Source organism: Trinickia dinghuensis (assembly GCF_003367175.1).
GTDB lineage: Bacteria > Pseudomonadota > Gammaproteobacteria > Burkholderiales > Burkholderiaceae > Trinickia > Trinickia dinghuensis.
Genome location: NZ_QRGA01000008.1, coordinates 190,841 through 216,631, shown reverse-complemented (window position 1 = coordinate 216,631; position 25,791 = coordinate 190,841). Strand labels below are relative to the sequence as shown.

At 63.1% G+C, this 25,791-nt stretch carries 24 protein-coding genes; 16 read left to right on the top strand and 8 right to left on the bottom strand.

Translation table 11 applies throughout. From position 1 onward, the window contains the following. Positions 1 to 3: 3 nt before the first annotated feature. The 3 genes from DWV00_RS15680 to DWV00_RS15670 all read right to left on the bottom strand — a co-directional run bounded on the left by DWV00_RS15680 (position 4) and on the right by DWV00_RS15670 (position 3,866). Entirely contained in the window at positions 4 to 1,626 is a 1,623-nt protein-coding gene (locus DWV00_RS15680; RefSeq protein WP_115534500.1) for a benzoate-CoA ligase family protein, read from the bottom strand. A 122-nt stretch (positions 1,627 to 1,748) separates the two neighbouring features. Further along, on the bottom strand, positions 1,749 to 3,335 hold the full coding sequence (locus DWV00_RS15675; RefSeq protein ID WP_115534499.1) for a 3,4-dehydroadipyl-CoA semialdehyde dehydrogenase: 1,587 nt from the start codon (positions 3,333 to 3,335) through the stop codon (positions 1,749 to 1,751). 54 nt (positions 3,336 to 3,389) lie between these two features. Continuing rightward, positions 3,390 to 3,866: a DUF4863 family protein gene (locus tag DWV00_RS15670; protein WP_115534665.1), complete on the bottom strand. Its 477-nt coding sequence runs from the start codon at positions 3,864 to 3,866 to the stop codon at positions 3,390 to 3,392. A gap of 184 nt (positions 3,867 to 4,050) precedes the next feature. Between DWV00_RS15670 and DWV00_RS15665 the strand changes: the two genes are divergently transcribed. The 4 genes from DWV00_RS15665 (at position 4,051) to boxA (ending at position 9,647) form a co-directional block, all read left to right on the top strand. Continuing rightward, positions 4,051 to 4,989 carry a helix-turn-helix transcriptional regulator gene (locus tag DWV00_RS15665; RefSeq protein ID WP_115534664.1) on the top strand — a complete coding sequence of 313 codons (939 nt, stop codon included), beginning with the start codon at positions 4,051 to 4,053 and terminating at the stop codon, positions 4,987 to 4,989. A gap of 127 nt (positions 4,990 to 5,116) precedes the next feature. Further along, positions 5,117 to 6,796, top strand: a complete 1,680-nt coding sequence (gene boxC, locus DWV00_RS15660; RefSeq protein WP_115534498.1) for a 2,3-epoxybenzoyl-CoA dihydrolase — start codon at positions 5,117 to 5,119, stop codon at positions 6,794 to 6,796. Between the two features lie 62 nt (positions 6,797 to 6,858). Continuing rightward, complete coding sequence (gene boxB / locus DWV00_RS15655; RefSeq protein WP_115534497.1) at positions 6,859 to 8,286, top strand: benzoyl-CoA 2,3-epoxidase subunit BoxB; 1,428 nt, start codon at positions 6,859 to 6,861, stop codon at positions 8,284 to 8,286. A 107-nt stretch (positions 8,287 to 8,393) separates the two neighbouring features. Continuing rightward, positions 8,394 to 9,647, top strand: a complete 1,254-nt coding sequence (gene boxA, locus DWV00_RS15650; RefSeq protein WP_115534496.1) for a benzoyl-CoA 2,3-epoxidase subunit BoxA — start codon at positions 8,394 to 8,396, stop codon at positions 9,645 to 9,647. Here the strand turns inward: boxA and DWV00_RS15645 are convergent. Next, on the bottom strand, positions 9,641 to 10,531 hold the full coding sequence (locus DWV00_RS15645; RefSeq protein WP_115534495.1) for a LysR family transcriptional regulator: 891 nt from the start codon (positions 10,529 to 10,531) through the stop codon (positions 9,641 to 9,643). The two genes, boxA and DWV00_RS15645, sit on opposite strands and share 7 nt — an antisense overlap. Before the next feature lie 165 nt (positions 10,532 to 10,696). On the opposite strand from DWV00_RS15645, the gene DWV00_RS15640 reads away from it, so the two are divergent. The 4 genes from DWV00_RS15640 (at position 10,697) to DWV00_RS15625 (ending at position 14,899) form a co-directional block, all read left to right on the top strand. Beyond that, the gene (locus DWV00_RS15640; RefSeq protein ID WP_115534494.1) at positions 10,697 to 11,257 is read left to right on the top strand and encodes a GNAT family N-acetyltransferase; all 561 of its coding nucleotides are present in this window, start codon (positions 10,697 to 10,699) and stop codon (positions 11,255 to 11,257) included. Positions 11,258 to 11,996: 739 nt separating this feature from the next. Further along, positions 11,997 to 13,100, top strand: coding sequence for a sugar ABC transporter substrate-binding protein (locus DWV00_RS15635; protein WP_115534493.1), 1,104 nt, complete (start codon positions 11,997 to 11,999; stop codon positions 13,098 to 13,100). A 3-nt stretch (positions 13,101 to 13,103) separates the two neighbouring features. After that, positions 13,104 to 14,111, top strand: a complete 1,008-nt coding sequence (locus DWV00_RS15630) for an ABC transporter permease (protein WP_115534492.1) — start codon at positions 13,104 to 13,106, stop codon at positions 14,109 to 14,111. Beyond that, positions 14,111 to 14,899 carry an ATP-binding cassette domain-containing protein gene (locus DWV00_RS15625; RefSeq protein ID WP_115534491.1) on the top strand — a complete coding sequence of 263 codons (789 nt, stop codon included), beginning with the start codon at positions 14,111 to 14,113 and terminating at the stop codon, positions 14,897 to 14,899. Before DWV00_RS15630 ends, DWV00_RS15625 begins: the two co-directional genes overlap by 1 nt. 48 nt (positions 14,900 to 14,947) lie before the next feature. Here DWV00_RS15625 and DWV00_RS15620 read toward each other — a convergent pair whose 3' ends face one another. After that, complete coding sequence (locus DWV00_RS15620; protein WP_115534663.1) at positions 14,948 to 16,234, bottom strand: ABC transporter substrate-binding protein; 1,287 nt, start codon at positions 16,232 to 16,234, stop codon at positions 14,948 to 14,950. A 155-nt stretch (positions 16,235 to 16,389) separates the two neighbouring features. Here DWV00_RS15620 and gntR point away from each other — a divergent pair, with 155 nt between their 5' ends. Beyond that, a complete protein-coding gene (gntR, locus tag DWV00_RS15615; RefSeq protein WP_342766982.1) occupies positions 16,390 to 17,472 on the top strand; it encodes an HTH-type transcriptional regulator GntR in 1,083 nt (360 codons plus the stop codon). A gap of 123 nt (positions 17,473 to 17,595) precedes the next feature. Further along, on the top strand, positions 17,596 to 18,345 hold the full coding sequence (locus DWV00_RS15610) for a ProQ/FinO family protein (protein WP_115534490.1): 750 nt from the start codon (positions 17,596 to 17,598) through the stop codon (positions 18,343 to 18,345). A gap of 168 nt (positions 18,346 to 18,513) precedes the next feature. On the opposite strand, the gene DWV00_RS15605 is transcribed toward DWV00_RS15610, so the two are convergent. Together DWV00_RS15605 and DWV00_RS15600 are read right to left on the bottom strand one after the other, a co-directional pair. Then, the gene (locus DWV00_RS15605; protein ID WP_115534489.1) at positions 18,514 to 18,963 is read right to left on the bottom strand and encodes a YidB family protein; all 450 of its coding nucleotides are present in this window, start codon (positions 18,961 to 18,963) and stop codon (positions 18,514 to 18,516) included. 91 nt (positions 18,964 to 19,054) lie between these two features. After that, positions 19,055 to 19,567: a ComEA family DNA-binding protein gene (locus tag DWV00_RS15600; RefSeq protein WP_115534488.1), complete on the bottom strand. Its 513-nt coding sequence runs from the start codon at positions 19,565 to 19,567 to the stop codon at positions 19,055 to 19,057. Between the two features lie 617 nt (positions 19,568 to 20,184). Between DWV00_RS15600 and DWV00_RS15595 the strand changes: the two genes are divergently transcribed. From DWV00_RS15595 to DWV00_RS15570, 6 genes are all read left to right on the top strand, one after another. Next, positions 20,185 to 21,180 carry a sulfonate ABC transporter substrate-binding protein gene (locus DWV00_RS15595; protein WP_115534661.1) on the top strand — a complete coding sequence of 332 codons (996 nt, stop codon included), beginning with the start codon at positions 20,185 to 20,187 and terminating at the stop codon, positions 21,178 to 21,180. Positions 21,181 to 21,199: 19 nt separating this feature from the next. Then, a complete protein-coding gene (ssuD, locus tag DWV00_RS15590) occupies positions 21,200 to 22,357 on the top strand; it encodes an FMNH2-dependent alkanesulfonate monooxygenase (RefSeq protein WP_115534487.1) in 1,158 nt (385 codons plus the stop codon). Positions 22,358 to 22,462: 105 nt separating this feature from the next. Further along, positions 22,463 to 23,323 (top strand): aliphatic sulfonate ABC transporter permease SsuC, encoded by an 861-nt coding sequence (gene ssuC, locus DWV00_RS15585; protein ID WP_115534486.1) that lies wholly within the window; start codon positions 22,463 to 22,465, stop codon positions 23,321 to 23,323. After that, positions 23,302 to 24,087, top strand: a complete 786-nt coding sequence (locus DWV00_RS15580) for an ABC transporter ATP-binding protein (RefSeq protein WP_245964894.1) — start codon at positions 23,302 to 23,304, stop codon at positions 24,085 to 24,087. The genes ssuC and DWV00_RS15580 overlap by 22 nt, the downstream gene beginning before the upstream one ends. 68 nt (positions 24,088 to 24,155) lie before the next feature. Further along, positions 24,156 to 24,731 carry an FMN reductase gene (gene msuE, locus DWV00_RS15575; protein ID WP_115534660.1) on the top strand — a complete coding sequence of 192 codons (576 nt, stop codon included), beginning with the start codon at positions 24,156 to 24,158 and terminating at the stop codon, positions 24,729 to 24,731. A gap of 128 nt (positions 24,732 to 24,859) precedes the next feature. Next, positions 24,860 to 25,348: a MarR family winged helix-turn-helix transcriptional regulator gene (locus tag DWV00_RS15570; RefSeq protein ID WP_115534484.1), complete on the top strand. Its 489-nt coding sequence runs from the start codon at positions 24,860 to 24,862 to the stop codon at positions 25,346 to 25,348. A 123-nt stretch (positions 25,349 to 25,471) separates the two neighbouring features. On the opposite strand, the gene DWV00_RS15565 is transcribed toward DWV00_RS15570, so the two are convergent. Further along, positions 25,472 to 25,708: a DUF3820 family protein gene (locus tag DWV00_RS15565; protein ID WP_115534659.1), complete on the bottom strand. Its 237-nt coding sequence runs from the start codon at positions 25,706 to 25,708 to the stop codon at positions 25,472 to 25,474. Positions 25,709 to 25,791 lie beyond the last annotated feature (83 nt).

Genomic DNA, 25,791 nt, shown 5'->3' with positions numbered 1-25,791 from the left:
TTGCTAGGGTTGTGCAGGTTGTTGCGTACGCTCGCGAAGCTTGAAGCGCTGAATCTTTCCCGTCGCGGTTTTCGGCAGATCGTCGACGAACAGAATCTCGCGCGGGTACTTGTGCGGCGCGAGACGCTGTTTCACGAATGCTTTCATGTCCTGCCCCAACTCATCGCTCGGAAGGCGGCCGGGTTTGAGCACGACGAACGCGCAGGTCTTCACGAGTCCATCCTGCTCTACGCCGATCACCGCCGCTTCGAGCACCGCATCGTGCTCCATCAAGACCATCTCGACTTCGATCGGCGAGACGTATTGTCCGCTAACTTTGAGCATGTCGTCGCTGCGGCCGGCATAGGTGTAGCAGCCGTTCGGCAGCTTTTGATACTTGTCTCCGCTTTTGACCCACTCGCCGAGAAACGTCGCACGCGATTTCTCGCGGTTGCTCCAGTACATGAGCGCCGCGCTCGGCCCCTTGATATAGAGATCGCCCACTTCGCCGTCGGCAACGGGATGTCCATGCTCGTCGCGCAACTCCACCTCATAGCCCGGCACCGGTGTGCCCGTCGTGCCGTAATGCACGTCACCGCGGCGGTTGGACAAAAAGATATGAAGCATCTCGGTCGAGCCGAGCCCATCCAGGATCTCGCACCCGAAATGCTTCGTGAATCGTTCGCCGACTTCACGCGGCAGGGCCTCGCCGGCCGACGTGCAAACACGCAATGCGACATCCGCTGCCGCGGGCAGATCGGGGGCGCTCATCATGCTCGCGTAGAGCGTCGGCACGCCGTAGAAAATCGTGGGCCGATGCTTGACGAGCCGATCGAACACGGCCTGCGTGGTGGGACGTTCCGCCATCAGCACGGCCGTCGCGCCGACCGAGAGCGGAAACGTCAACGCATTGCCGAGACCGTAGGCAAAGAAGAGCTTCGCCGCGGAAAACACGACGTCGCTTTCGCGGATGCCGAGAATCGGCTTGGCATACATCTCGGCGGTCCAATAGAGGTTCGCATGCGTATGCACGGTGCCCTTGGGTTTGCCGGTCGAGCCCGACGAGTAGAGCCAGAACGCGATGTCGTCTCCGGTCGTGTGGGCACCGTCCGCGCGCGGCTGCGCCTCGTCGATCAGCTTTTCCAGGTCCAACGACGACGCCGCCCGTGCGGACGAGGCACGGCCATGCTCGTTCGGGCCGGACACGATGCGAAGGCAGGGTTCGACCTGCGCGTGGAGCAGTGCCTCCTCGAACACCGGCACCATCGGCGCCGACACGACGACGGCGCGCGCGCGGCTGTGCGCGAGCATATAGGCATAGTCGGGCGCCGTGAGCAGCGTGTTGACGACGACCGGAACGACGCCGGCATAAAGTGCGCCCAGGAACGAGACCGGCAGATCGGACGAGTCGTGCATCGCGAGCAAGATGCGCTCTTCGGCATGGATACCGTTTGCGTGCAGGGCCGAGGCGAATCGGCGCGCGCGGTCCTCGAGTTCGGCATAGGTCGTGACGCCTCGATCGTCGATGTAGGCCGGCTTGGCCGCTCTCGGCCGATTCAGCGCGAACACGTGCGATGCGAAATTCAATTGCGTCGGCGGAGCCGGGATCTGTTGCTCCGGCTCGGCGGACAGTGTCGTGGTATCCATGGGTGCTTCGTCTCCGTCCTGGTCTTCGGGGTATCCCGTTGTCGCGTTCGCCGAGCGCCGGGGTGCTCGGCGAACGCAAGCACGCCCGGCCTGCTTGGTCGTGCAGGTGCTTCGCCCGCCCTTTACGCAGGGAGGCTCGCGATGCCCGTCATGCGCTCGATCGCAATCGACGACGCCTGAACCGCCGCTCTTCGATGGTAGAACTCGAGCGCGCGCAGTCCGCCCAACTCGCCGCCGCCGCCCGCGCGGCCGGGGCCGCCGTGCAGCGACATCGGCATGACGTTGCCGTGGCCTGTTTGGCTTTCGCGCACCGCCGGCGTGATGCAGTGAACGCGGCCGTGCGTCTGCGCAAGCGCCAGGGCAGGAGGGCCAACACGCCCATCGTCGTTCGAGTAGACGGACGCCACGAGAGAACCGCCTCCGCGTCGCGCCAACTCGACCGCGTGGGCTTCCGGCAATCCGTCGGCCGACACGCGATAGGGCGCGACGGTCGCTACGGGGCCGAACACCTCGATCTCGTGCATGCGGTGTGCGTGGTCGGGATCGTCGACGACGAACAAATGCGGAGCGATGCAGGCCGAAATCGCGGGATCTGCATCGACGTGCGGTACCTTGGAACCGTCGAAGACGAGGCGCGCCTCTTGCGAAAGCGCGGCAATGCCCGCTTTGACGCTGTCGAGTTGCGCTCGGCTCACGAGCGCGCCCATGCGGACCGATTCGTTGCGCGGATTGCCGACGGTGATCTTGGCGAGCCGTGCGGAAAGCGCCTCGACGACATCCGCGAGCCACACGTCGGGCACGAACGCACGTCGGATCGCCGTACATTTTTGCCCTGACTTGACGGTCATTTCGCGGACGACTTCCTTGACGAAGAGCTCGAATGCGTCGGTGCCGGGTGCGGCGTCGCCGCAGAGAATCGCGCTGTTGAGGCTATCCGCTTCGACATTGAGCCTTGCACCTCGCAAAACGAAGGCGTCATGAGCGCGCAGTTTGGCCGCCGTTTCCGCCGAGCCCGTAAACGACACGACGTCGAACGCGCCGACTCGGTCGAGCAGTCCGGTCGCGCTGCCGCAGACGATCGAAAGCGCACCCGCAGGCAGAATGCCGGACTCGATGACATCGGCGACCATCCGATGCGTGAGCCACGCCGTGGCGGTAGCCGGCTTGACGATGACTGGCACGCCCGAGAGCAGGGCCGGCGCGGCTTTCTCCCAGAGTCCCCATGAAGGAAAATTGAATGCGTTGATAAAGAGCGCCAAACCCTGCGTCGGCGTCCAAACGTGACGAACGCGGAACGACTGATCCTTCGAGAGCGAAGCGTCGGCTCCGTCGCGCAGTGCAAATGTGTCGCCTAACGATGCGCCGCTTTTGGCGTACCACGACAGCGTATAGATGCCGCCGTCGATATCGACGGCCGAGTCGTTGCGCGTCGTTCCGGAGTTGGCCAATGCGATCGCGTAGTAGTGCTCGCGATTCGCTTGGAGCAGTTTGGCGATCTCGCCAAGCATCGATGCACGCGATGCATAGGAGTGCGAACGAAGCCCAGCGCCGCCCGTTTCGCGTGCGAAGCGGAATGCCGCGTCCAAATCGAGCCCGTCGCTCGATACGCCGACGAGCGCTTCGCCCGTGACCGGATCGCTCAGCATGGTTCCGGGGCCATCGCCGGCAACCCATCGGCCGGCAACGTAGTTCTCCAATCGTTCGGTCATGATGCTTCCTTGTTCCTGATGCGGGCGTGATGCAAGCGCACCGCAAGCGCGTCGCTATTCGGCGCTCTGACGCGTGAATTCGATCGCGCCCTGCGGCAGTAGGTACAGAATCAGCGCTCGTCCATTCGCAACCGTCGGGCGATGCGCGCTGCCGGGGCCATAAACGCACCATCCCGCGGTGCGGCCGTCGAACGTTGCATGCTCGGAGAGCGGCACGATCAGATCGATTTCGCCGTTGGGGTGGGTGTGATGAGGGCCGGCCAGGTCTTCCATCCGGACGACGTCGACGGAGAAATCGTGCGTGCGCGGCGTGGCTTTGAAGATGCGGCCGTAACGAATGCCGCCGGCTTCTCTGTTGCAGAGCCAGCCTTCGGCGACGCCGGCGCGGCATGCTTCCGCCAGCGCTTCATATGTCGTGCTGCCGGCCGGCCAGGTCTCGTTGAGCCAGCGATCGAGCGTTTCGTCAAGCGCCCGCCCGCTAAGCTGTGCGGTGGCCTCTGCTATGAGGCGTTCGAAATCGTCGGGTGACATCGATGTCTCCGGTTCCATGCTTCGCGAATCGAATCGAGGTGCACGTTAGTGCACCCGAGGCGCTACCGTTTGCCGCGCCTCTCCGTTTCCGCGAAAATTAGCCGTATCGAATCGATGTGTCAAGCACTATAGTGCGTGTATGACGAAAGATGGTGGCTAAAACATGAAGCAAAATTACACTGTGATGGCGGGCGGCAAGGACGCCGAGCGCGGCGCGAACGAGGCGGAAGGCGGCGCGGAGGCCGAACGCGCCGAGCGCGACCTGTTCATTGCCGCGATGGGCGAGCGCGTCCGTCTGCTGCGTGCGCGCCGCGGCATGACCCGTAAAGCGCTTGCCGGAGAGACGGGGCTATCCGAGCGGCATCTGGCCAATCTCGAATCGGGGATGGGCAATCCCTCGGTGCAGGTGCTGCGTCAGATCGCGTCGACGTTGAACTGCCCGCTCGCGGAAATCATTGGCGACGTCACGACGTCCTCGGCCGAATGGATGCTGATCCGCGAACTGCTGCAAGGACGCGACCCATCGGCGCTGCAGCACGCGCGAGCGGCATTGGAGCAGTTGTTCGAGCAAGCGCCGGCCGACCCGCATCGCCGCGAGCGCATAGCCCTCGTCGGGCTGCGCGGCGCCGGCAAGTCGACGTTCGGGCGCATGCTCGCGCAGGAACTGAAGGTGCCGTTCGTCGAATTGAACCGCGTGATCGAACAATTGGCCGGCTGCTCGCCGTCGGAAATCCATTCGCTCTACGGGGCGAGCGCGTACCGGCGCTACGAGCACCGGGCGCTCGAGGCGGTGATCGCCGAGCATCCGCGTGCCGTGATCGCATCGCCGGGCGGCCTCGTATCGGAGCCTTCCACCTTCAGCATGCTGCTCGCGCATTGCTTCACCGTTTGGCTGCAGGCGACGCCGGAGGAGCACATGAACCGCGTCGTGGCGCAAGGCGACCTGCGGCCGATGTCGGGCAACCGCGAGGCCATGGACGATCTGAAGCGAATCCTTGCCGGGCGCGGTGAACTCTACGGCCGCGCCGACATGACCTTCGACACCAGCGACAAGACGCTGGCCGATGCCTACCTGCAACTGCGCGACCGCATCGCCGCGCGGCTGGGGGCCGAGATGGAATGAAAGCGGGCGGCCTAGGCGCCGCCCCGCGTTTACCCGCGTATCGTCGAAACATGCATTAAAATGCTTTACACGATCCTGGTGATGCACTATCGTGCATTGCAACGATGCAGCTCATTAGGAGAAAGGCATGTCTACACCGGAGATGGACGTCAAAGCGGCGCAGCGCGTCGACTATCGCACCGATCCTTCGCAGTACAAGCACTGGAAACTCGCGTTCAACGGCCCGATCGCCACGCTCGGCATCGATATTGCCGAAGACGGCGGCATCCGCGACGGCTACAAGCTCAAGCTCAATTCGTACGACTTGGGCGTCGACATCGAGTTGTACGATGCATTGCAGCGCATCCGCTTCGAGCATCCCGAAGTGAAGACGGTCGTGGTCACGAGCATGAAGGACCGCGTGTTTTGCTCCGGCGCGAACATCTTCATGCTCGGCTTGTCGACCCACGCTTGGAAGGTCAACTTCTGCAAGTTCACGAACGAGACGCGCAACGGCATCGAAGATACGTCGCGCAATTCGGGAATCAAGTTCATTGCGGCGGTCAACGGCGCATGCGCGGGCGGCGGCTACGAGTTGGCGCTCGCCTGCGACGAGATCATGCTCGTCGACGACCGTTCGTCGTCGGTCGCGCTGCCCGAAGTCCCGCTGCTCGGCGTGCTGCCCGGAACGGGCGGGCTTACGCGTCTGACCGATAAGCGCAAGGTCCGACACGATCGCGCCGATATTTTCTGCACGATCGTGGAGGGCGTTCGCGGCGAGCGAGCGAAGCAATGGCGGCTCGTCGACGAAGTGATCAAGCCGAATCAATTCGACCAAGCCGTGCAGGCGCGCGCATTGGAACTCGCGGCGCAAAGCGATCGCCCCTCCGATGCGAAAGGCGTCGCCCTCGCGCGGATCGAACGCAGCGATCGAGAAGACGGTATCGAGTATGCGACGGTAAGCGTCTCGATCGACCGAGCCAAGCGCACGGCCACGTTCACGGCGAAAGCCCCGAACGGCCCGCAGCCATCGACGATCGACGCCATCGTCGAAGCGGGGGTGACGTGGTGGCCGCTGCGGTTCGCACGCGAACTCGACGACGCGATCCTATCGATGCGCACGAACGAACTCGACATCGGCACGTGGATCTTCAAGACGTCGGGAGAGGCGTCGGCCGTGCTCGCGGCGGATGCCGCCCTGCTGCGGCATCGCGACCACTGGCTCGTCCGCGAGACGATCGGGATGCTGCGCCGAACGCTCGCACGCATCGACGTTTCGTCGCGCTCCCTGTTCGCCTTGATCGAGCCGGGTTCCTGCTTCGCGGGCACATTCGCCGAACTCGCGTTCGCCGCGGACCGCACCTACATGGCTGCATTGCCGGCCAACGAAGAAGAAGAGCCGGCCATCACGCTCTCCGAAGTCAACTTCGGCCTCTACCCGATGGTGACGCATCAGTCACGGATTGCCCGGCGCTTTTATGAGGAGTCCGAAGCGATCGAATCCGTGCGCGCAAAGATCGGCGTCCCCGTTCGTGCCGTCGAAGCCGAGCGGCTCGGCCTGGTCACCGCTTCGCCCGACGACATCGATTGGGCCGACGAGATTCGGATCGCGCTCGAAGAGCGGGCCGCGATGTCGCCCGATGCCTTGACCGGCCTCGAAGCGAACCTGCGCTTCAACGGGCCGGAGACGATGGAAACGCGGATCTTCGGGCGGCTGTCCGCCTGGCAGAACTGGATTTTCAACCGGCCGAACGCCGTCGGCGAGAAGGGCGCGCTCAAAGTCTACGGAAAGGGCAGCAAAGCCCAATTCGACATCGCCCGCGTCTGACCGTCGCGCTCCGTCACGCTCCGTCTCGCTCCGTCAAGACTTCGCACGAGGAATCAGCCACCATGTCCACGATCAACTACAGCGAAAAGATCCCCAACAACGTCAACCTCGCCGACGACCGCACGCTGCAGCGCGCGCTCGAGCAATGGCAGCCCAACTTCCTGTCGTGGTGGGGCGACATGGGCCCGGACGGCTCGCACGGCTTCGACGTTTATCTGCGCACCGCGGTGAGCGTCGATCCGGGCGGCTGGGCGCACTTCGATCACGTCAAGATGCCCGACTATCGCTGGGGGATCTTTCTCTCCCCGGGCGATGCCGATCGCAAGATCCATTTCGGCGAACACAAGGGCGAGGCTGCTTGGCAGGACGTGCCCGGCGAACACCGCGCGAATCTGCGCCGTATCATCGTGACGCAGGGCGACACGGAGCCGGCTTCGGTCGAGCAGCAGCGTCACTTGGGCCTCACGGCCCCGTCGATGTACGACTTGCGCAACCTGTTTCAAGTCAACGTCGAGGAAGGCCGGCACCTGTGGGCGATGGTCTATCTGCTGCACCGGTATTTCGGCCGCGACGGGCGAGAGGAAGCGGAGGCGCTGCTCGAACGCCGTTCGGGCGACGACGACAACCCGCGCATTCTCGGCGCGTTCAACGAAAGAACGCCTGACTGGCTGGCGTTCTTCATGTTCACGTATTTCACCGATCGCGACGGCAAATTCCAATTGTCGGCGCTCGCGGAATCGGGCTTCGATCCGCTCGCGCGGACGACGAAGTTCATGCTGACGGAAGAGGCTCATCACATGTTCGTCGGCGAATCGGGGGTCTCGCGTGTCGTGCAGCGCACGGCCCAAGCGATGAACGAACTGAAGACCGACGACGTGGCCAAGCTTCGTGCCGCGGGCGTGATCGATCTGCCGACGATCCAGCGCTATCTGAACTTCCATTACTCGGTGACGATCGACTTGTTCGGCGCCGATCACTCGTCGAATGCAGCGACCTTCTATAGCTCGGGGCTCAAGGGCCGCTACGAGGAATCGAAGCGCGACGACGATCATCGGCTGGAAGGGCACCTGTACAAGCTGCTCGACGTCGAGGGCGGCAAGCTCGTCGAACGTGAGGTGCCGATGCTCAACGCCATGAACGAAGTGCTGCGCGACGATTACATCAAGGACTCGGTGGCCGGCGTCAATCGTTGGAACAAGGTGCTGGAGAAGGCGGGCATCGATTTCCGGCTCACGGTGCCGCACAAGGCGTTCAACCGGCAGATCGGCACGTTCGCCGGCGTGCGCGTCGCGCCCGACGGCCGGATCGTGAGCGACGCCGAATGGGCGGCGAACGAGGCGAAATGGCTGGCAACGCCTGAAGACCGCGCGTATGTCGCATCGCTGATGGGACGCGTGGTGGAGCCGGGCAAGTTCGCCAATTGGATCGCGCCTCCGGCCATGGGGATCAACCGCCAGCCGATCGATTTCGAATACGTGCGTTTCAATTGATCGCCGGCCGATCGGCCCTGGTTTAGAACTAACGAGTCAACGCTGCATATCCGCTTCGGCGTGATCGCTTCAACCGGCGATCCCGCCGATGCGCGGAGCCCGCCATCATGAACTTGCCCGTCCCTCCCATCGGTATCGAGGTGCTGAAGCAGCATCTGATCGACCCCGAGATCTGCATTCGCTGCAATACCTGCGAAGAAACCTGTCCGATCGATGCGATCACGCACGACGAAAACAACTACGTCGTGAAGGCGGAGGTCTGCAACGGGTGCATGGCATGCATTTCGCCGTGCCCGACCGGCGCGATCGACAATTGGCGTACGGTGTTCAAAGCAGAGGCTTACGGCATCGAAGAGCAGTTCACGTGGGATGAACTGCCGGCCGAGAAGCCGATCGGCGACGTTGGAGCGAATACGGAGCAAGGGACGATCGCCGAGGAGGATGATACCGATCGTCTGGCGTTCGTCCGCGGGGCCGTCGTGCCGCCTTGGTCGGCGGCAAAGCCCTATGTCAATCTCTACACGCATAAAGCGCCCTTGACCGCGACGATCGTCGGCAATTATCGGCTGACGGACGAATCGGCGGAGCGGACTTCGCCGGCCGCGGACATTCACCATATCGTGCTCGATTTCGGATCGACGCCGTTTCCCGTGCTCGAGGGCCAATCGATCGGAATTCTTCCTCCGGGCACGACCAGGGATGGAAAGCCGCATCATGCGCGCCAATATTCGATCGCGAGCCCGCGCAATGGGGAACGCCCGGGCTACAACAATCTGTCGTTGACGGTAAAGCGCGTGACGCAAGATCACGAAGGCAACGCCGCCGAGGGCGTTTGCTCGAATTATCTGTGCGACTTGAAGAAGGGCGACACGGTGACCGTGATCGGGCCGTTCGGCAGTACGTTCCTGATGCCCAATCACCCGAACTCGCACCTGCTGATGATCTGCACCGGTACGGGTTCGGCGCCGATGCGCGCGATGACCGAATATCGCAGGCGGCGTCGCTTGAAGGGCGCGACGGGCAAGCTCATGCTGTTCTTCGGGGCGCGCACCAAGGAAGAACTGCCTTATTTCGGGCCTTTGACCAAGTTGCCCAAAGACTTCATCGATACGAACTTGGCCTTCTCCCGTACGCCCGGGCAAGCGAAGCGATATGTGCAAGACGCGATGCGCGAGCGTTCCGCGGACGTGGCGCAGCTATTGAAGGACGAGCACACGTACGTCTACGTTTGCGGATTGCGCGGCATGGAAGACGGCGTATTGCAGGCGCTCCAGGAGATAGCCGAAGGCAGCGGGATCGGATGGCCCGGGCTATGGGAGCGGCTCAAGCGTGAGGGGCGGCTGCATCTCGAGACTTATTGAGCCTGCGATAGATTCCGAAATGATTGAAGGATTTGAGCCAGGCCGCCATATAAGCGCTTGTCTCGCCTCACCACGGTCGCGAGCGTGCGGTGAAGACGCGGGGAGAGCGATCGAACGACGGTTCGGCTGGCCGGCGGCATGCGGCGCACCGCGAGTTCGGGCAGTATCGCGCAGCCTAGCCCCACGCCGACCATCGCCTTGATCGCTTCGACGCTTCCCAGCGACATGACGGGCTTCGGCAGCACGCCGCTCTTTGCGAACCACTCGTCGGCTACCCTGCGGGTATTACCGCCCGGATCGAACAGGATGACCGGCCGCGTGGAAAGCACTGCGGCCGTGATCCGCGCCGGCAGCGGCATGTCCGCTGGGGCAAGCAGCACGAGTTCATCGTCCATGACCGGCGTGATGTCCAAGCTGCGGCCCGACACGGGCAGGGTGACGAGGCCGACGTCGAGCATGTTGTCCTCCACGGCCTTGACGATTTCCGCGCTATTGCCCGTCGTCACTGTCATGTCGATATTGGGGAACTTGCGGCGGAAGTTGGCGAGGATGGGCGGGAGCAAGAAGATGCAAGCCGTCGCGCCGGTGCCGATACGAATGCGCCCCATGCCCTCCATCTTGTGACGGGAGACGGCGGCGATCGCGGACGAAACGGCGGCGTCGATCCCCGCCGTGTGCGTCAGCAGCTCTTCACCGGCCGTGGTCGGTCTAGCGACGCGGCCCACGCGCTCGATCAAGACAGTGCCTAGGCTTTTCTCGAGTTGCCGGATCTGGAGACTGACGGCCGGCTGCGTGAGGAGAAGACGATCGGCGGCTGCGGAAAAACTGCCGAATTCGACGACGGCAACGAACGTCTTCAAGTAGTCCAGATTCAGGCTTTTCATCCCAAAGTTCGCCTTATCGATTGCATAAGTATCCAAAGCTGGATTTATACATCGATTCGACGCAACATAGATACGTTGTGTCGCAGCGCAGCGGTGTCCCAAGATAGGCGCGCGGAACTTGCGGTGCTATTTGGGGCGCTCGATCCAAGGCAAACGGAGAAATGGATGGTGGTGAGCGAGATTCGAGTCCGCGACGCGGTGGTGGCCGATATGTCGGTCGTACAGGCGATCTACGCGCATCATGTGCTGAACGGGCGCGCCTCGTTCGAGGAAACCCCTCCCTCGGTCGATGAGATGATTGCCCGCCGCGACACCGTGCTGAACGCGGGCCTGCCTTATCTCGTCGCCGAGATGCAGGGCAGGGTAGTAGGCTATGCCTATGCCACGACCTATCGGCCGCGCTCGGCTTACCGTTACACGATCGAAGATTCGGTGTATGTCGAAGCGGGCATGGACCGCCGCGGGATCGGGCAAGCCCTCCTGGCGGCGTTGATCGCGCGTTGCGAACAGGGGCCGTGGCGGCAGATGCTCGCCAATGTCGGCGACAGCGAAAACCGCGGATCGCTCGCGCTGCACGAGCGCTTCGGGTTCCGCAAGGCCGGAACGCTGGCCTGCGTCGGATTCAAGTTCGGACAATGGGTCGACACGGTGCTGATGCAGCGGGAACTGGGTAGCGGCGCGCGGAGCATGCCGGGAGTCGAAAGCGACGTCGAGCACGCGAGATGACCTGGCTGCCGATCCGCGGCGTCTTCACCACGAAGGTCCTAGGCGCACCCGTGCTCGAAGACTTGCTTCACCGCTAGCCTTAGTCCTGCGCCTTTCAAAGTCACTCGACTGCGCCTACTGATCGCGACAAAGGACGCTTACGGCGTCCGCACTATCCTCCCCCCCCCCCCGCAAAAGGGACGTGACGGGTCGCACACCCGGTCAAATACGTCTATGATTTTTACGCGCCGAGCGTGATCTTCATCGCGATCTCCCCGGCTATTCTGGCCATGGCAATCGAAGAACGCGGCCCACGCCTTTCGCCTTCAATGACGCAGCGAGGAACATGGCGTGCGCGGTGCTGTGCGGTCTATTCATCAAGAAGATAGTCTTACTGTTATAGGCATTGTTTCGACAGACAAATTAGGATTGAGCGCCTCGCGCGCCGATCCTTACGTTGGCCTTGCTCTGCTTTACATGCCGTCGTTTCGAAGCCGGCAGCGCTCCTGTGATCCGATTCGTTCGAGCGGCGGCAAATGCGATCAAATAGTCCGACTAGTTAAGGGTATCTATGGATTAAGGTCGTTTGACCGGTGAGCTAGCATGGCAGGCGGTTATGCATAGGCCTACGCGCGGTCGTGGTTTTTTCCGCGTGGGGCGCACCGGAGCGACGACCGGTGCAAGCCGAAGACGGCTTGCACCGTTTCGCAAGAAGAAGCATCCAGGAAACATTCAGCCAACGAAAACGACGGAGGATGTGATGACGAGCGAGCGAGACGAAGCGCAGGATCAGTTGAAAGGGGACGCCGTCGACGGCATGACGAACCGCATGCGGCGCGGCTTGCTGCAAGGTGCCGGCCTAGGCGCGGCGCTGGCGATGATGGGGGGCATGGTTTCGCCCGCGCAGGCAGCCGAGGCGGCGTTCCCCTCGCACAAGCGCTGGAAGATCGTCTTCGTCAATCACGTGACGACGAACCCGTTCTTCGTGCCGACGCAGTACGGGATCCAGGACGCCTGCAGCATCCTGAACATGGATTATCAATGGACCGGCTCGGCCAATGCCGACGTCGGTGAAATGGTCAACGCGATGAATGCGGCGATTGCCGCGAAGGCCGATGCGATCGCGGTGCCCATCGTCGATCCGAAGGCATTCAACGGCCCGATTCAAAAAGCGCTCGACGCGGGCATTCCCGTGTTTTCGTACAACGCGGACGCGCCGCGCGGCACCTCGAATCCGCGCCTGGCCTACATCGGCCAGGATTTGTATCAGTCGGGCTACCAGATGGGCGAGCGGATCGTGAGCCTCGTCGATGAAGGCCTCGTTGCGCTGTTCATCGCCACGCCGGGGCAGCTCAACATTCAGCCTCGTCTGGACGGCGCGTCCGATGCAATCAAGAAGTCCGGCAAGAAGATCGAGATTCAGACGATCGCAACGGGCGCGACGGTCAACGAGGAACTCTCGAAGATCAAGTCGTTCTATCTCGGCCACCAGAATGTGAAGGGCATGTTCGCGGTCGATGCGGGCAGCACGCAAGGCGTCGCGCAAGTGATCAAGGAGTCGAATCTGGTTGGGAAGGTGCACGGCGGCGGTTTCGATCTGTTGCCGACGACGGTCCAACTGATCCATGACGGCTTCCTCGACTTCACGATCGATCAGCAGCCGTACGTGCAAGGCTTCTATACTGTCGTCGAGGCGTTCACGTACCTGGCTTCGGGCGGCCTCGTCGGTCCGGCGGACGTCAACTCGGGCTTGAAGTTCGTGACGAAGTCGACGGTCGATCCGTATCTGAACACGTCCACCCGCTACGAAGGGAAGAGCACCAAGGCACAGATCGTGCCGCGCTCGGGTCCGATCAAGTCATAAGTCATGAGCGATAGTGTGAACGAAGCATCTAGAAGTCCCGCAGCCTCGCGCTCCCGCGCGAGGTTCGGCGGTTTAGCGTGGTCGGCCGAGATGCGGATTTTGCTCGTGGCCGTGGCGGTCGCCGTGTATTTCGAGACCGCCAACCACGATTTCCTGTTGACGAGCGCAAGCCTGCAAAACTTGTCGCAGTTCGTCGCGCCGGCTGCGATCATCGGGTTCGGCGAGATCATGCTGATGATCGGCGGCGAGATCGATTTGTCGTCGGGCATGGTGTTCGCGTTCGCACCGTTCATCATGGTGTTTGCGCAAAATGCCGGAGCGCCGATGTGGCTGGCCGTGCTGGCCGGTCTAGCGGCGGCCGGCCTCGTCGGCTTCGTGAACGGCGCGGTGACGGTGTTTCTGCGGTTGCCGTCGTTCGTCACCACGCTCGGCACGCTGTTTCTCATCAACGGGATCACGCTGACGATCTCGCGCGGCACGCCCGTATCGACGCCGGGCGGCCCGGTGTTCACGGCGGTGATGGGCGGATGGGGCTACAGCGAGATTTGCTGGGCCGTCATCATTGCGCTCATGATGCACACGATGCTCAAGCACACGCGCTGGGGGCTGCATACGGTCGCGAGCGGGGCGAATCCGCTCGGTGCATCGGAGGCCGGCATTCACGTGAACCGGCTCAAGCTCGGCAATTTCATTTTGGCCGCGGTGCTGGCCGGCCTCACGGGGATTCTCGAAGGCGTGCGGATCACGTCGATCGACCCGCAGGCGGGCGGCAACCAGATCATGTTCCTGGCGGTCGCGGCGGCGGTCATCGGCGGTACGCCGCTCACCGGCGGGTCGGGCACGATCATCGGCGGGCTGATCGGCGCCGCGGTGCTTGGCATGTTGAACGACGGCTTCACGCTGATCGGCATCAATGCCTTCACGTTCAACATCATCCTCGGCGCTGCGATTCTGGCCGCGATGATCTTCAACATTCACGTGTCGCGGCTCGGCCGTCGCGGGAGGTCGTGATGGCCACGAACGAAAGGCCCCTCGCGCTGCAGGCGCAGAACATCGTCAAGCGCTTCGGTGCGGTCACGGCGCTCGACGGCGTCTCGCTGCACCTCGCCGACGGCGAAATCCTCGGCATCCTCGGCGACAACGGCGCGGGCAAATCGACGCTGATCAAGATCCTCACGGGCTTTCATCAGCAGACGAGCGGCGAGCTGTCGATCCACGGCGAGCAGACGCTGCTGCGCTCGGTCGATCACGCGCGCGCGCTCGGCATCGAATGCGTCTACCAGGACCTCGCGCTCGCGAATTCGCTGAGCATCTATCACAACATGTTCTTGAATCGCGAGATCGTCTATCCGGGGCCGATCCGCTTCCTGAACCATCGCGCGATGCGCGAGCGCGCGTCGCAGTGCCTCGAGGATATCGGCGTGCACGTGCCGTCGGTGACCATGCCGGTCGAGCGCCTCTCGGGCGGCCAGCGGCAGGCCATCGCCGTGGCGCGCGCGGTCAACTCGAACGCGCGGATCCTGCTGCTCGACGAGCCGCTTGCCGCGATGGGCGCGCGCGAGGCCGGGCTCATCATCGATTTGATTCTGCGGCTCAAGGAGAAGGGCGGGCTGTCGATCATCATGATCATGCACAACTACGCGCAGACGCTCGACATCGCCGACCGCATCATGTTGATGCAGCGCGGGCGCGTGACCTACGAGCAGCAGAGTTCGAAAACATCGGTGCCCGAGCTGATGGATATCGTGCGGCGCGAGTATCGCGCTTTGCGCGAAGCATCGAACGGCGAGCGCGCCTAAGAACGCGTATCGGTGGCGCGCCGTTCGGCGCGCCACTCACCGTCATCTTCAGTTCGCCTTCGCGGCCTCTGCCAGCTTGTCGGCGGCTTGCTGGGCCGTTTCGTCCTTGCTGATCCAATAGTTGCCGAGCACGTCGTAGAATGCGCCTTCCACGGCGGGGCTGACCAGCATGTCGTGCGCCCATGACGGCACGAGCCCGCCGGTTTTTCCCGCAGCTTTGAAGTCGGCCGACGACTTCTTCGCGCAGTCGTCGAACTTCGACAAGCTCAAATCCTGGCGCACGGGAATCGAGCCCTTGTTGAGATTGAACGCTTCCTGGAAGGCTGGGCTCATGAGCAGGCCGGCCATGTCCTTTTGTCCCTTCTCGACACCGGGTGTCTTCACCTTGAAGAAGACGAAGCTGTCGACGTTGAACGTGAAGTCGTTCTGCGACCCTGGCGCCGCGACGCACAGATAGTCCTTGCCGGGCACCTTGCCGGCGACCGAGAACTCGCCTTTGGCCCAGTCCCCCATGAATTGCATGGCGGCCTTGCCGTTGATCACCATGGCGGTGGCCAGATTCCAGTCGCGGCCGACCTGGCCGTCGTCGGTATAGGCCTTGATGCGCTTGAACGTTTCGAGCGCCTTCACCATCGTGGGGCCTTTCAGCGTGGCTTGATCGAGTTGGACGAAGGCCTTCTTATAGAACGCGGCGCCGCCGACACCTAGCGCGACGGTCTCGAAGGTTTCCGCTTCCTGCCACGGCTGACCGCCGATCGCGACGGGCGTGATCCCTGCCTTCTTCAACGCGTCGGCTACCTTGAAGAAATCGTCCCATGTCTTGGGCGGTTGCGCGCCCACTTTCTTCAATGCATCGGCGTTGATCCAAAGCCAGTTCACGCGGTGGATGTTGACCGGCGCGCCCACATAATGACCTTTGTATTTCATGATGCTTGCGATTTCGGGCGGCAGCAGGCTATTCCAGTTTCCCGCTTTGGCGACGTCGTCGATCGGCATCAAGACGTCTTGATCGGCCCACTCCTGAATGGCAGGCCCTTTGATTTGAGCGGCCGCGGGCGGGTTGCCCGCCACCACCCGCGTTTTCAGCACGGTCATCGCATTGCCGCCGCCGCCGCCCGCCACTGCGAAATCGACCCACGTATCGCCTTTTTGCTCGAGCATCTTCTTGAGCAGTTGAGCCGATTTCGCTTCGCCGCCCGAGGTCCAGTAGTGCAGGACCTCGACCGATGCCGCGTGCGCCTGATTGGCCGCAAACGCGAATACGGCCGCCGCGCAGGCGGTCAAGGCAACGAAGGAACGACGAGCGGGTGCGCGCGCGGGTTGAGTCGATCGCATCGATTGTTCTCCCATCGCCGGCTGGCGGCGGATGTGGTTGAGGGGTTTTTCGGCGAACGATGGTAGCGCTAACATAAGAAGCCCCAAACTAGGAGGAACCCTGCGTGCCGGGGCGTAATCTTCTTGTGGGCCTGCAAACCGGCGATACTCTCGCCATGAAGAAGAACGATCGTGACATGCCGATGCATTCGAACGGTGCCGAGAAGCATGCCGAGAAGCCGAATTCCGGCGGCGGCAGGCGGAGACCAAGCGGGCGTGTGACGCTCGAGGACGTGGCGCGTCATGCGCAGGTCAGCACGATGACCGTATCGCGCGCGCTGCGAGACCCGTCGCTGGTCTCGCCGAGCGTGCGCGAACGCGTGCAGGCTGCCGTTGCGCAGCTCGGCTACATTCCAAACCGCGCTGCGAGCACGCTCGCTTCGGCACGCTCGAAATTGATCGTCGTACTAGTGCCCTCGCTATCGAATGCGGTTTTCGTCGAGACGCTCGCCGGCGTGCAGGACTGCGTCGGCCCCTCCGGCTATCAGTTGCTGATCGGCAATACCGGGTACTCGCCCGAGCGCCAAGCGGAGCTGCTTCAGGCTTATCTTTCCCACGCGCCGGACGGTTTTCTCGTTGCCGGCATCGACGATTCGAACGCCGTTCGGCGGCACTTGGCCGCATCGGGCGTCCCGCTCGTGCATATGTTCGATCTCACGTCGACGGACGAGTGGTCGGTCGGATTCTCGCAGCGCCGGGCCGGCTATGCGATCGGCAAGCATTTGATTGCCCGCGGCGCGCGGCGTCCCGGATTCATCGCCGCGCAACTGGATCCGCGCACGATGCAGCGGCGTGCGGGGTATCGGCGCGCCCTGCGCGAGGCTGGGCGCGATCCCGGCGTGGAAGTGCTGACGAAGGAGCCGTCGAGTCCGGCATTGGGCGGTGCGCTCCTCAAAGACTTGCTGAGCCGGACACCCAAGTGCGATGCCGTGTTTTGCTGCAACGACGACTTAGCATTGGGCGCGCTGTTCGAGTGTCAGCGGTTGGGGATTGCCGTGCCGCGCGAATTGGCGATCGTCGGGTTCAACGACTTGCCGTTCGCGGCGGTGGCGTCTCCTACCATCACGACCGTGGCGACGCCGCGCTACGCGGTCGGATTCGAGGCGGCGCGCATGCTGCTGCGGATCGTCGACGGGGAGGTGCCCGAGCAGCGCCGCATCGATCTGGGCTTCGAACTCGTGGTGCGGGAAAGCACCTGAACTGGCGTGCCGGAACGCTCTGCGCTCGTGCCCTTTGTCCGCAAATGTCCACAGAGGCGGCAATACGGCGTCGACGCTGATACTATTGTCGTCCGATTCAGGTTTGCGGTGACAGGACAGAGCATGGGTTTCGAGCAACTGGCGGCGCTCAAGGCGCAGCTGACGAAGGAAGCGAAGTTGAAAAAGCAGCAGGAGCGCCCGGCGGATAAGCCGGCGCCAGCTGCGAAGCAAGGGCCGAAGCAGGGGCCGAAGCAAGGACCGAGACCGGCGGCGAAGCCTGCCGCGAAGGCGGATCGGCCGGCCCGGCCCGGCGGACAAGCGCGCGCGGCCGAGAAATCGCCGCCCGTCGATCCCGTCGTGCGCGTGATCGGAAAGCTGCAGAAACGCTTTCCGGCTGCGTTTCCAAAGAATCCGGCCCCGAAAGTGCCGCTCAAGGTGGGCGTCCTTGCCGACCTGATTGCGCAGGCATCCGATCTGCAGTTGACCGAGGCGGAAATCAGGGAAGCCGTTAGCACGTGGTGCCGCGGCAGCCGCTATTGGGCCTGCTTGACCGACGGCGCCGCGCGCGTCGATTTGTCCGGCGCGCCCGCCGGCACGGTGACGGGGCGCGATGCCGCGTTCGCGCGCAATCAAGCGAAGGGCGGCCCGGGCGGACGCCGCAAGGGGCAGCAAGGCAAACCCAATGCGGGTCAGGCCAACGCCGGGCAGGCCGGGCAGACGGATGTGGCCCAAGCCAATGCCGAAGCGGTGGAGGGCGTTGAAGAGAAGGGCGCGGAAGCCGTCGGCGCCGAAGCGGAACCGCAAATGCAGCCGCAAAACGGGGAACCGCAATCGCAAAATGGCGATGTCCCCAGCGATGCTTCCCCGGAATGAGCGGCGCTGACGCTACGGATTAACGTAGAAGCGTTGTCTGTCGTAACCGCGTCATCATCGAGGCGGTAGGAGCCGTCGTGCAGCGTGCATGACAGCTTCTACCCTGCCGAACGACAGGAGCCGAGGCGCTGGCCCTGATCGCCGTCGTTCGGCGCCGATTCCGCCTACTCAGCTTTCCTTCTTCCCAAGCAACCCCTCGACCAGCGAGCCCAAGCCACCGGATTGCTGAATCGATCCTATGACGCTGGCGGCATCGATCTGGCCGCTATCGGGCACCTGGCCGTCCGGCGTCGCGTGATTGACGACATGCGGCAGCACTTGCGCGAGCACGCCCGAGGCTTGCTCCGGCGAAATCCCGAGTTTTCCCGCCAAGTCGCCGAGGGCACCCGAGCCGAGGATGTTTTGAAGTGCGTCGGACGAGACCGACTGGTTCTCGCCGTTGCCGACCCACGATTGGATCACGCCGCCGGCGCCTTGCTGTTCGAACGTTTGAACGAGTCCCTGCAATCCGCCCGGCTGGTTGTTGACGAACTCCGTCACGGCCGATAGCGCGTTCTGCTGCTGTCCGCCGGCCTCGGCGTTGCCGAGGAGAGAGCCGACCATATCGAGTAGACCCATGATGATGCTCCTGCTGAAGCGGCGCGCCCAGCAATGTGGGGCGCCGAGGGTAATGCGCCGTATGGCGCGGGAACGGCCGGCCGGAGCCTGATCAAGCGCCCGATGCTGCCGAGGCGGCGGCCTTTGTCTTGTCCTTCTTGTTCTTTTTATGCGATTTGGCGGGCTTCGCGTTCGATGCCGGTGCGGCCGTGGCTGCCGCGGTTGCTGTGGTCGCCGACGGCGTGGCTGCGGCCGTCTTAGCGGGTGCGGTTGCCTTCGCGGGCGGTTGCGCGGCGTTAGCCGAAGTCGCGGGCGCTGCCTTTTCGTGCTTGCCGGCGGCGGCAGTAGGCGGGGTGGACGAACCGCCCACCGTCAGTCCTTCGGTCTCGAGCTTCGTGACGGACTTCGCGCCTAGACCTTTCACACGCTGAGCCAGGTCGTTTGCGTCTTTAAACGGTCCGTTCTTCGTGCGCTCGTCGATGATGGCTTTCGATTTGACCGGGCCAATGCCCTTGAGCGACTGTAGCGTCGCTTGATCGGCGGTGTTGACGTCGACGGTCCCGGCAAACGCGGTGGACAGGGTGGCGACGAGCAAGGCGAGCAGCAAAACGAACTTTTTGAGCATGGATGGAACCCCCAGATCGACGAACGAAGTGGCAAATGGAAAGCGCGGCGCACCTCAATTGCGTGCATCGCGTCTGTCCCCCAATTCAATCAAGAACTTACGCTAGTAATCTGCAGCTTGTCCACAGCATTGCCAACAGAAAGTGGGGATAACTCGCACGAGGTTTGCGGCGCCAGTGATGCGCGCAGTGGGCGCCGCTCACTATGTGGCCCTGCTCGATCTTGCATGCGGCATCGATTGTATCGGCCTGCGGCTGCCGGATGGCAATCCATTATTGCGCCATCACTCCATGTCCGGCTGATGACCGTTCAACGCAGCGAACATCGCTTCATCGACGAGACGAACACGCCTCATCACGCCGCGGCGGGCAGCCAGCCTTGCTCGGTATCTTCGAAGATCATCTTTTCGTCTGTCTTGCGGTGGAGATCGACCCGCGACGTTGCACCCTCCCCATATCTCGATCCGTCCTGAGCAAAGCTCAAATAGATCGTTCCCACGTTTCCGCGTCTTTTCTAGACTGACGCTTCCGGTTGCTGCTGCGCGGCAACGTCCATCCGAATCCGTTTCGCATACCTAATCAACTCGCCAAGAAGGCGCCGGCGCGCCAGGGAGAAGTCATGCCTTCAAAAAATACAACCCATCGCGAAAGCTCGCGACGTCGGTTGCTGAAGTGCGCCGCATGGGGCGTCGCATCGCTTACCGCGGGCGCATGGAGTATCGCCCCGGCGAAGCGCGCGTTCGCGCAAGAGCGCGTCAAGACACTGCGCATCGGTTATCAAAAGTACGGCACGCTCGTCTTGCTGAAAGCGCGCGGCACGCTTGAAAAGCGTCTCGCCGATCAAGGCATCGGCGTGTCATGGCTCGAGTTTCCTGCTGGGCCGCAATTGCTCGAAGGCCTCAATGCCGGTGCCGTGGATTTCGGCACGGTAGGCGAAACACCGCCGATCTTCGCTCAGGCGGCCGGCGTCGATTTCGTCTACGTCGGCAACGAGCCGTCCGCTCCGAAATCGGAAGCGACCGTCGTGCCGCAACATTCGCCGCTGACCTCGGTCTCGCAACTGCGCGGCAAAAAGGTCGCGCTCAATCGCGGCTCCAACGTTCACTACTTGCTCGTCCGTGCGCTCAAACAAGCCGGTCTCGATTACACCGACATCCACCCCGTCTATCTCGCCCCGGCCGACGCCCGCGCCGCCTTCACGCAAGGCAGCATCGATGCATGGGTGATCTGGGATCCGTATTTCGCGGCGATCGAGCGGCAAACCGGTGCCCGTGTGCTGGCGGACGGCACGGGCTTGGTCGACAACCTCCAGTTCTACTTGGCGTCGCGCCGCTTCGCGGCGGCGTCCCCGCAACTCGTCCACGCGGTGATCGACTCGCTTGCCGAAGTCGATGCATGGGCGAAAACCCATCCGGCCGAGATCGCGCGTGAACTCGCGCCGATTACCGGCCTCGATGCCGCCACGATCGAAATCGCGGCACGCCGCGCTTCGTATGGCGTCGTGCCGGTGTCGAAGCAAGTGCTGGCAGGGCAGCAGACGATCGCCGATACGTTCACCGAATTGAAGCTGATCCCGAAGCAACTCGCGGTCAAAGACGCGCAATGGCTCGCATAACAGGAGCGGAGAGCACCGTATGAAAGTATTTTGGTTCATCCCTACCCACGGCGATACGCGCTATCTGGGCACGTCGGAAGGAGCGCGCAATGCCGATTTCGATTACTTCAAACAAATCGCCGTAGCGGCCGACACACTCGGCTACGAAGGCGTTCTGCTGCCGACCGGCCGTTCGTGCGAAGACGCCTGGGTCGTGGCGTCCAGCTTGATTGCGGTCACGCAGCGCCTGAAATTCTTGGTGGCCGTGCGCCCCGGGCTCAGTTCACCGGCGCTGTCGGCTCGCATGGCTGCAACGTTCGATCGCCTTTCGAAAGGGCGGCTGCTCATCAACGTCGTCACGGGCGGCGACCAAGCCGAGCTGGAGGGCGACGGCATTTTCGCCGATCACGACACGCGGTATCGCATCACCGACGAATTCCTATCGATCTGGCGAGAGCATCTGAGCGCTTCTCATCATGGGGACACCGTCGATTTCGAGGGCGACCACCTGAGGTCGAAAGGCGGCAGGCTGCTTTATCCGCCCGTGCAAACGCCGCATCCTCCGTTGTGGTTCGGCGGATCTTCGGAGGCGGCGCAGGACATCGCGGCTTCGCATGTCGACACGTATCTCACCTGGGGCGAGCCGCCCGATGCCGTGGAGAAGAAGATCGCCGAAGTGCGGGCGCGGGCCCATGCCAAAGGCAGAGAGTTGAAGTTCGGCATTCGCTTGCACGTCATCGTCCGAGAGACCGAGGACGAGGCGTGGGCGGCAGCCGATCGGCTGCTCAGCCGTGTGGACGAAGCCACGATCTCGCGCGCGCAAGCGGCGTTCTCGAGAATGGACTCGGAAGGGCAGCGGCGGATGGCCGCATTGCACGGCGGCAAGGGGCGCACGCGGGCCGAACTCGAAATCTATCCCAACTTATGGGCCGGCGTAGGGCTCGTGCGAGGTGGTGCCGGTACGGCACTTGTCGGGAGCCCCGAGCAAGTCGCCGCTCGCATGGAGCAGTACGCGAACCTCGGAATCGGGACGTTCATTCTTTCTGGCTATCCCCATCTCGAAGAGGCCTACCGTTTCGGCGAACTGGTGTTTCCTCGGTTGCCGGGGTATGTCCGGCAGCGTATCGAAGCTCCGCTCTCGGGGCCGTTCGGCGAGGTGGTCGGCAATTCGTATCTGCCGAGGGTGTCGCAGAGCTGAATGGGGCTTTGCGTCGAATCGAGCCGATTCGATCCGATTCGAGCCGATTCGATTCACGCCGATGCAAACGAGAAGGATGACTAACCGATCGAAAGGAGAAGTGCTATGAGGACACGAGCCGTTTGGAGCGGACGCATCCTGCCTTGGATCGTGCCCACGCTCGCGTTCATCGTATGGGAGGCAGGGGCACGCTCGGGATGGCTGTCCGCGCGCATCTTGCCGGAACCATGGGCCGTCGCGCGCGCCGCGTGGGGACTCTTCGAAAGCGGCGAATTGTGGGCCGACGTGAAAATCAGTGCCGCGCGCGCGTTGGGCGGATTTGTGATCGGCGGTGGGATCGGTTTCTTGCTCGCGCTTGCGACCGGTTGTTCGAAGCTGCTCGAAGCGTTGCTCGATTCGACCGTGCAGATGATCCGAAACATCCCCGTGCTGGCGATGATTCCGCTCGTCATTCTCTGGTTCGGCATCGAAGAGCAGGCGAAGCTGTTCCTCGTCGCACTCGGCGTGTTCTTCCCGGTCTACGTCAATACGTTTCACGGTATTCGGTCGGTCGACGCAGGTCTTGTCGAAATGGCCAAAAGCTATGGCCTACGAGGCTTTGCGTTGTACCGCGACGCGGTGCTGCCGGGGGCGCTGCCGTCTATCCTCGTCGGCGTGCGCTTCGCGCTCGGCCTCATGTGGGTCATGCTGATCGTTGCGGAGACCATCTCGGCGCAGTCGGGCATCGGCTATATGACGATGAATGCGCGCGAGTTCATGCAGACCGATGTCGTCGTCGTCGGCATCTTGCTCTACGCGTTGCTCGGCAAGCTTGCCGATCAGGGGGCGCGAGCATTGGAGACATGGCTCGTGCCATGGCGCTCGCCGCATGCTGTGGCTCGGTCTGCGAGCAAGGGTACGGCGCGTTCCGGCCGATGGCCTAAAGCCCTCAAGCGCCCGATCGCTTGGCGAGGAGCGAAGGCATGAACGCATCCGTGCGACAACCCGCCGTGCAGTTGCGATCGGTTTCGAAGCGATTCGGCGACCGCCTCGTGCTCGATCGCCTCGACCTGTCGATCTCGGACGGCGACTTCGTATCGATCATCGGCCGCAGTGGATGCGGCAAGTCGACCTTGCTGCGCCTCGTCGCGGGCCTCGACGCGCCGGACGAGGGGGCGGTCGACGTACGAAATGCGAGCGAAGCGCTAGGCTCGTCGCAGGGATCGGCACGTAGACGCATGATGTTTCAAGAAGCCCGCCTACTGCCGTGGAAGTCGGTCCTGGCCAACGTGATGCTCGGCTGTCCGCCGAGCGCGCGCGACGAGGCGCGCGCCGCATTGCGCGAAGTCGGTTTGGGCGGGCGCGAACGCGATTGGCCGGCGCAACTGTCGGGCGGCCAAAGACAACGTGTGGCGCTGGCGCGGGCACTTGTGCATCGTCCGTCGCTGCTGCTGCTCGACGAGCCGTTCGGCGCGCTCGATGCGCTTACCCGCTTGGAGATGCACACGCTTCTGACGCGCCTATGGCGCGAGCATCGTTTCACCGCCGTGCTCGTCACGCACGACGTGCACGAAGCCGTGACGCTGTCGGATCGTATCGTACTGATCGAAGACGGACGAGTCGCGCTGGACGAGCCCGTCGCTATTCCCCGGCCGAGAGCACGGGCGTCCGGCTCGATCGCCGAGCTCGAGGAAGCCGTGCTGCAGCGGATGCTGGTGCCGAACGGGCACGCCGCGGCGCTCGTCGATTGAGTCGATGCGAATCGACGATCAATGCTCCGCAAACCGAGAATCGAACCCAATAAATAGGAATGCAAAGCATGTCGAAAAAATTGAAGCTCGTGGCGGTATCGGGCGGGTTACAGCGCCCATCGCGCACGTTGGCGCTTGTCGACACCATCGTCGCCCAGATTGCCGACCTGGTGCCGCTTGACGTGCATGTCGTCGAGTTGAGCGAAATCGCGGCGGACGTAGGCGTTACGCTCGATCGCCGAAAAGCGTCCGCGGTTGTCGAATCGCATCTGCGCGCCATCGAAGGGGCCGATGCGCTCATCGTCGCCAGCCCGGTGTTTCGCGCATCGTTCACGGGGCTGTTCAAGCATCTGTTCGATCTCGTCCATCAGGACGCGCTCGTCGACGTACCGGTACTGCTGGCCGCGACGGGCGGCAGTGAGCGTCATGCGCTCGTCCTCGAGCATCAATTGCGGCCGCTCTTCAGCTTCTTTCAGGCGCGGACGTTGCCGATCGGGGTGTACGCCTCCACGCACGATTTCACGGGCTACGAGGTGACCAGCGCGCCGCTGCGCGAACGTATCGCGCTAGCGGCCGAGAGAGCCGCGCCATGGTTGTGTGCGCGGGACGAATCGATTGCTGCGACGGCGGCATTGACGATTTGAAGGGGATGCATCGCCGCGGATCGGGGGAGGGGGCCGGTTGAGCGCAATGCAACTCAGTCACCGATGCCCGTGACCGTCAAGGCGCTAAACTTGCGATCGTCGATCGATCGGAACCCCACCGCACCTCAATGAAAACGAAAGCTCCGGCGAAGAAAGGGCAGGCGAGCGGCTTGTCGCTCTGCAACGGGGCGGCGCTGCGCAAGGCTGCTCGCCGTTTATCGCAACTTTATGACGACGTGCTTGCACCCTGCGGGTTGCGTTTGTCGCAGCACTCCGCGCTCGTGCACATCGAACGCGCCGGGGCGCCGACGATGAGCGAACTCGCCAAGGACATGGTGCTCGACCGTTCGGCGTTGTCGCACAATCTCGGGCCGCTCGAACGCGACGGGTTCGTCGAGGTGACGGTCGACGAGGCGGACCGGCGCAGCCGCCGCATCGTTCTCACAGCCGCGGGGCGCAAGAAATTGGTCGAATCCAAGGCGCTTTGGGCACAGGCGCAGCAGCGCTTCGAGGGCGCCTATGGCGCGCGGAAGGCGGAGCGCTTGCGCGAGCTGCTCGCCGACATCTGCTCGGACGAACTGCACGATGCGTTTTTCGGAGAGCGCGCAGCCGGCTAGCGGCGCGGCAGCACCCGGCCACGGGTTCAATCGATCCGCTTCAAACGCGTTCGATCTATTAGGCGAATCAACCGTCCCACGACGATTCGCCTCAGGTCTTCGGGCCGTCACGCCTTCAAATCTTCACGCCTTCGGACCGCTCGCATTGCCGCGCTTACGCAGCGGGTCGAGAAGCGGCTTCAATCCATTGTGATCGAGCTCTTGCATGAGTGCCAAAAGCCGGCCGATCTCTCCGGGCGGAAACCCCTCTCGCGCGAACCAATTGAGGTAATGGCCGGGCAAATCGGCAATGAGCCGGCCTTTGTATTTGCCGAACGGCATGGCGAGCGTCACGAGGCGTTCGAGGTCTTGCGTGTTCATAACCGTGAGAGAGAGGGGATATCGGCGCTGAAACATCTCGCTGAAAGTCACGCCGAAAATCGATCCGCGATCGATGAACGAAG